The sequence below is a fragment of the Streptomyces sp. BE20 genome (assembly GCF_036322525.1).
Taxonomy (GTDB): domain Bacteria; phylum Actinomycetota; class Actinomycetes; order Streptomycetales; family Streptomycetaceae; genus Kitasatospora.
The window spans coordinates 41,790-47,789 of record NZ_JAQYWW010000562.1 but is presented as its reverse complement, the minus strand read 5'-3'; the positions used below and the strand labels follow the sequence as shown (position 1 = coordinate 47,789).

6 protein-coding genes are annotated in these 6,000 nt (G+C 73.5%); 5 read left to right on the top strand and 1 reads right to left on the bottom strand.

The window, feature by feature from the left end:
- The coding region (locus PUR61_RS09690; RefSeq protein WP_329877790.1) for an electron transfer flavoprotein subunit alpha/FixB family protein at positions 1-823 on the top strand (823 nt) is incomplete at its 5' end.
- 152 nt (positions 824-975) lie between these two features.
- Here the strand turns inward: PUR61_RS09690 and PUR61_RS09685 are convergent.
- Complete coding sequence (locus PUR61_RS09685) at positions 976-1,422, bottom strand: hypothetical protein (protein ID WP_329877788.1); 447 nt, start codon at positions 1,420-1,422, stop codon at positions 976-978.
- Positions 1,423-1,594: 172 nt separating this feature from the next.
- Here PUR61_RS09685 and PUR61_RS09680 point away from each other — a divergent pair, with 172 nt between their 5' ends.
- From PUR61_RS09680 to PUR61_RS09665, 4 genes are all read left to right on the top strand, one after another.
- Entirely contained in the window at positions 1,595-2,746 is a 1,152-nt protein-coding gene (locus PUR61_RS09680; protein ID WP_329877786.1) for an acyl-CoA dehydrogenase family protein, read from the top strand.
- 166 nt (positions 2,747-2,912) lie between these two features.
- On the top strand, positions 2,913-3,689 hold the full coding sequence (locus tag PUR61_RS09675) for a TetR family transcriptional regulator (RefSeq protein ID WP_329877794.1): 777 nt from the start codon (positions 2,913-2,915) through the stop codon (positions 3,687-3,689).
- Between the two features lie 236 nt (positions 3,690-3,925).
- Positions 3,926-5,299, top strand: a complete 1,374-nt coding sequence (locus tag PUR61_RS09670) for a chloride channel protein (protein ID WP_329877784.1) — start codon at positions 3,926-3,928, stop codon at positions 5,297-5,299.
- Between the two features lie 164 nt (positions 5,300-5,463).
- Positions 5,464-5,850: a hypothetical protein gene (locus tag PUR61_RS09665; RefSeq protein WP_329877782.1), complete on the top strand. Its 387-nt coding sequence runs from the start codon at positions 5,464-5,466 to the stop codon at positions 5,848-5,850.
- Positions 5,851-6,000 lie beyond the last annotated feature (150 nt).

Genomic DNA, 6,000 nt, shown 5'->3' with positions numbered 1-6,000 from the left:
TGCGAAGGCGGCCGAGTACGGCGCGGCGAAGGTCTACGTGGCCGACGGCGCCGAGTTCACCGACCAGCTGGTCGTCCCGAAGGTGGACGCGCTGACCCAGATCGCGAAGGCGAGCGAGGCCGCCGCGGTGCTGGTCACCTCTTCCGGCGAGGGCAAGGAGGTCGCCGCCCGCGTTGCCCTGCGCCTCGGCTCCGGCATCATCACCGACGCGGTGGACCTCCGCGCGGGCGAGGACGGCCCGATCGTGACCCAGTCGGTGTTCGCCGCCTCGTTCACCGTCGACTCGCGCGTCTCGACCGGGGTGCCGGTGATCGCGGTCAAGCCGAACGCCGTCGCGCCGGAGGCCGCCGCGGCCGCGGGCACCGTCGAGGACGTCAGCGTCGCGTTCACCGGCAACGCCGCCAAGGTCGTCTCGCGCACCCCGCGCGTCTCCACCGGCCGCCCCGAGCTGACCGAGGCCGCCATCGTCGTCTCCGGCGGCCGCGGCGTCGGTGAGGCGTCCGGCTTCGGCGTGATCGAGGAGCTGGCGGACGCGCTGGGCGCGGCCGTCGGTGCCTCGCGCGCCGCCGTCGACGCCGGCTGGTACCCGCACAGCAACCAGGTCGGCCAGACCGGCAAGCAGGTTTCGCCCCAGCTGTACGTGGCCAACGGCATCTCCGGCGCCATCCAGCACCGGGCCGGCATGCAGACCTCGAAGACCATCGTGGCCGTCAACAAGGACCCCGAGGCCCCGATCTTCGAGCTGGCGGACTACGGCGTGGTCGGCGACCTCTTCGAGGTGCTGCCGCAGCTCACCGCCGAGGTGCAGTCCCGCAAGGGCTGAGCCTGCCCAGTGGTACGCCGGAGGGCGTGGCACCGAGTACCCCGGGGTACTCGGTGCCACGCCCTCCGGCACTCGGTGCGGCCGGGGCTTGCGAGGCCGCCCGCGGCCGGGCCCGCGCCCGGGCTTCTTCGCACCGGACGAGGGCCCCTGCGCTACTCCGCGAACATCGCCAGGTGCTGGGTGAACCCGCCCTGGACCGGTGGCAGCGGGCGCGGGTCCGGCGACGGGAGCCGTTCGGGCTCCTCGTGCGACAACACCGTCAGGGCCGGGTGCTCCGAGCCCTCCGCCGCACTCAGCCGGACCCTCGTGCCCACCGGCACGGTGGAGCGCAGACCGTTGACGATGCACCAGACGTCGAACCCCTCGGCCATCCGGATCAGCGACTTCTGCCGGGCCAGCGGGGTGCGGGCCTGTTCGACGGCGCAGCGCCGCACGACCCCGGTGCCCTCGCTGCGCTCCAGGCGCAGGTCGGTGGAGCCGCAGGTGGGGCAGAGCAGCCGTTGGAAGGTCGGGTTGCTGCACCAGGCGCAGCGCTGGAACAACAGCGGGGCGTTGGCGATGTCGATGTCGATGTCGGCGTCGATGGCTGAGTGGACCACGTTGTCATCTCCCTGCGCTCGGACGGCTTACGGTTCGGTGGCTTTCGCCCCGAAAAGGATAGGGAACTCAGTGCCGCTCTGTGAAGGCACTGAGTTCCCTTTCTGCTCCGCACGTGCATAATGAAGGGTACTGAGTACCGTCGTGAACGTCGTGAAACAGGAGTGGCCGCTCATGAGCCAGGACTTCGATCTCTTCCGGATCTCCGAGGAGCACGGAATGCTTCGTGAGGCGGTGCGATCGCTGGCCGAGGCGAAGATCGCTCCGTTCGCGGCGGAGGTGGACGAGCAGGGGCGGTTCCCGCAGGAGGCGCTGGACGCGCTGCAGAGCAACGACCTGCACGCGGTGCACGTGCCGGAGGAGTTCGGCGGTGCCGGGGCGGACGCGCTGGCGACGGTGATCGTGATCGAGGAGGTGGCACGGGTGTGCGCCTCGTCGTCGCTGATCCCGGCGGTGAACAAGCTGGGGTCGCTGCCGGTGCAGCTGTCGGGGTCGCCGGAGCTGAAGGCGAAGTACCTGGGGGCGCTGGCCCGCGGCGAGGGGATGTTCTCGTACTGCCTGTCGGAGCCGGAGGCGGGTTCGGACGCGGCGGGGATGAAGACCCGGGCGGTGCGGGACGGGGACTTCTGGGTGCTGAACGGCGTGAAGCGCTGGATCACCAACGCGGGGGTGTCCGAGTTCTACACGGTGATGGCCGTGACCGACCCCGAGGCGCGGTCGAAGGGCATCTCGGCGTTCGTGGTGGAGAAGGGCGACGCGGGCGTGTCGTTCGGTGCGCCGGAGCGGAAGCTGGGCATCAAGGGGTCGCCCACGCGCGAGGTGTACTTCGACAACGTGCGGATCCCGGCCGACCGGATGATCGGTGCGGAGGGCACGGGCTTCGCGACGGCGATGCGGACGCTGGACCACACCCGGGTGACGATCGCGGCGCAGGCGCTCGGGATCGCGCAGGGGGCGCTGGACTACGCGAAGGGGTACGTGCGCGAGCGCAAGCAGTTCGGGAAGCCGATCGGTGACTTCCAGGGCGTGCAGTTCATGCTGGCGGACATGGCGATGAAGCTGGAGGCGGCGCGGCAGCTGACGTACGCGGCGGCGGCGAAGTCGCAGCGCGGGGACGGCGACCTGACGTTCTTCGGGGCGGCGGCGAAGTGCTTCGCGTCGGACGCCGCGATGGAGATCACGACGGACGCGGTGCAGCTGCTCGGCGGGTACGGGTACACGCGTGACTACCCGTTGGAGCGGATGATGCGGGACGCGAAGATCACCCAGATCTACGAGGGCACCAACCAGATCCAGCGCATCGTCATGGCCCGGAACCTGCCGTAACCCACCGTCACCCTTCGGGCGTCCGGACCGGCGCGCCGTACGTCGCACGAGCTGTACGCGGCGTGCGCGCGCTGGTCCTGGTGTTCGAAGCCGATGCTATGTTCCGGGAATGAGCGAGAAGGAAGCGCAGGACCAGCCCATGAACGACGGGCCCCCCAAGCCCGCGATGCGCGAGGCGCTGGTCGCCGCCGCCTTCGAGCTCTTCCTGGAGCGCGGATTCGAACAGACCACGATCGACGACATCGTCTCGCTCGCCGGGGTCGGCCGGCGCTCGTTCTTCCGCTACTTCCCGGCCAAGGAGGACGTGGTCTTCCCCGACCACGAGCGCAGCCTCGCCGAGATGACGGAGTTCCTGGAGTTCGGCACCGGTGAGGAGGACCCCGTCCGGCGCGCCAGCGACGCCGCCCGGCTGGTCCTGCGGATGTACGCCGAGCAGCCGTCCTTCTCCGTCCAGCGCTACCGGCTCACCCGCAAGGTGCCCGGCCTGCGGGCCTACGAGCTCTCCGTGGTCTGGCGCTACGAGCACACGCTCGCCCACTACCTGCGCGGCCGCTTCGCCGACCGGCCGGACGGGGCCCTGCGGGCCGACGTGATCGCCGCCGCCGTGGTCGCCGCGCACAACCACGCGCTGCGCACCTGGCTGCGTTCGGGCGGCGAGAGCGACTGGGTGGCCGAGGTGGACCGGGCGATGGCCTTCGTCACCGAGACCTGGAGCGACCGGCCCGGTGGCGCGGCCCCGGCCCCGGCCCCGGCCGACGGCGCGGGCACGGGGTCGAGGGTGGACCTGGAGGCCGGCCCGGGCCGCGGTCCGGACGGCCGGGACGAGGCCGGGCCTGACGACGACGTCGTGGTGCTGGTCGCCAGCCGCCGCATGCCGCTCTGGCGGATGGTCCAGGGGATCGAGAGCGCGCTGGGGGAGTCCCACCGGGTCCGGCAGGACTGACGGTCCGGCAGGACCGACCCCGTCCACCCCGGCACCCACCCGCTCGCCCGTGCCCTTCGCGCCCGCCCGGCCGCCTGCCCGCCCGGCCCCGTTCCCCGCTCACCCGCCCGGCGCAACCCGGCGGGACGCGCCGTGTCCCGGACGCCGCCTGCCGTGCGGGGCGCCGGGTCGCGGGCGAGACTCGGTCGCAGGACGCGGCCGGGGGTGGACCGGCCGGGGAGCGCGAAGGAGCCGGTATGCCCCAGCAGAGCGGTGACCCCACCCTGCGCGGTCTGCTGCTGACCAGGGGATACCTGGGCCTCCTTCTGATCGCGGCGCTGGTCGGCGTCCCGGTGTCGCTGGCGGCCTTCGGGTTCGTCAGCCTGGAGCACGAACTCCAGCACTGGATCTGGGAGAGCCTGCCCGAGGCGCTCGGCCACGACCGCGCGCCCTGGTGGTGGCCGCTGCCCCTGCTGCTGATCGCCGGGCTGCTGGTGGCCCCGATCGTGACCCGGATGCCCGGCCGCGGCGGGCACGTCCCGGTGGACGGGCTCGGAGGGGCCCCGACCCTGCCGAAGGCCGTGCCCGGCGTCATCCTGGCGGCGCTCGTCTGCCTGCCGCTCGGCGCGCTGCTCGGCCCGGAGGCGCCGCTGATGGCGATGGGCAGCGGACTGGCCCTGCTCGCCGTGAGCTCCGCGCGCCGCGCGGCCCAGCCCCGACTGGCGCCCGTGCTCGGCGCGGCCGGTTCGACGGCGGCGATCTCCACCATCTTCGGCAGTCCGCTGGTCGCCGCCGTGATGATGATCGAGGCGGCCGGGCTGGGGGGTCCGCAGCTGGTGGCGCTGATCCTGCCCTGCCTGCTGGCCAGTGGGATCGGTGCGCTGGTGTTCACCGGCTTCGGCCACTGGACCGGGCTGTCGATCGGCGCGCTCTCGCTGCCCTCGGTGCCGTCCAGCGGCACGCCCGACCCGGGCGACTTCCTCTGGGGCGTGCCGGTCGCGGTCCTCGTCGCCGTGGTCTGCGTGGCCGGCCAGTTGCTCGGCCGCCGGGTCAAGGTCTTCACCGTCGGTGACCCGAACGGCCCCGGCGGCCCCGCTTCCGTGCCGACGGTCCGGCAGACGGCGATCCGGACGGTGCTCTGCGCGGTCGCGGTCGGCGTCGTCATCGCCGCGTACGCGCTGATGACCGGCCGTTCACCGGAGGAGGACGCGCTCTCCGGACAGGCGACCCTCGGCGCCCTCGCCGCGAACCCGGGGGCCTGGTCGGAGGGCGCGCTGCTGGCGCTCGCGCTCTGCAAGACGGTCGGTTGGGGCATCGCGCTGGGCAGCCTGCGCGGCGGCCCGATCTTCCCGGCGATCCTGATCGGCGCCACCATCGGGGTGGCGTGCGGTCCGCTGCCCGGTTTCGGCGTTGCTCCGGGCATGGCGGCCGGGCTGGCCGCCGCCGGCGCGGCGGTGACCCGCTTGCCCCTCACCAGCACCGTGCTGGCGGCGGCGCTGCTGGGATCGGACGCGACGGACGAGATGCCGCTGCTGATCGTCGCCTCGGTGACGGCCTTCATCACCGGCGAACTGGTCCGCAACCTGACCGACCGCCGCACCCCGGCCCGCACCCCCGCGCCGGCGGCCTGAGCCTGCCGCCCGGCCGCCCGGCGGCGGCAGGCCCGGAGAAGTACACGTCCCTCACGAGGAGGCACTTCTCCGCCCGGTCCGAGTCGGCGTCAATGAAACTCCGCCCCGCACTCGTTCGAGTGGGTGCCGGATTGGGCGGCTCCGGTCGGGGCAACCTCGCCACCATGACCACGTCCTCCCCCCGCCGCCGACGCGGCCGTCGGCCCACCGTCCACCGCGCCACCACCCCGCGGAAGGGTGCCCGCCGCTCCGGCACCATCGGTACGACCACCGCGGCCGCCGCCGCACCGATGGCCTGCCGGGAGCAGCCGCCCGCCTCCGCGTGCACCTCCACGGGTCCCAAGCCCGGCGCCCCGGCCCCGCGCGCTTCCGTGCACGCCGCCGCGTCCTCGCCCACCCGCAGTCACACCTCCGCTCACGCACCGGCAGTACCGGCAGCGTCCGCACGGCCGTGCTGCGCCATCGCGACCACCGAGCACCGGTCCCTCGGCGGCACCGTCATCCGCACCCACCGCCACCAGGCCGCCTGCCCGGTCTGGACCGCCCGCTGACCCCGGGCACCGCCCGCGCACGACGCCCCACGACCGGCCCTGCCGAGGTCAGGCCTTCCTGCCGAACGTGTGCGACGCCCTCGTGAACACGACCCGGACCCTGCCGAGCACCTGGTCCGCTCACTGACCCGAGGCCGGGGCGCCGCCCTC

Bases quoted from the DNA above. Each gene is read 5' to 3' on its own strand.
- PUR61_RS09680 (WP_329877786.1), top strand. From the start codon at position 1,595: ATGAGCCAGGACTTCGATCTCTTCCGGATCTCCGAGGAGCACGGAATG.
- PUR61_RS09675 (WP_329877794.1), top strand. From the start codon at position 2,913: ATGCGCGAGGCGCTGGTCGCCGCCGCCTTCGAGCTCTTCCTGGAGCGC.
- PUR61_RS09670 (WP_329877784.1), top strand. From the start codon at position 3,926: ATGCCCCAGCAGAGCGGTGACCCCACCCTGCGCGGTCTGCTGCTGACC.
- PUR61_RS09665 (WP_329877782.1), top strand. From the start codon at position 5,464: ATGACCACGTCCTCCCCCCGCCGCCGACGCGGCCGTCGGCCCACCGTC.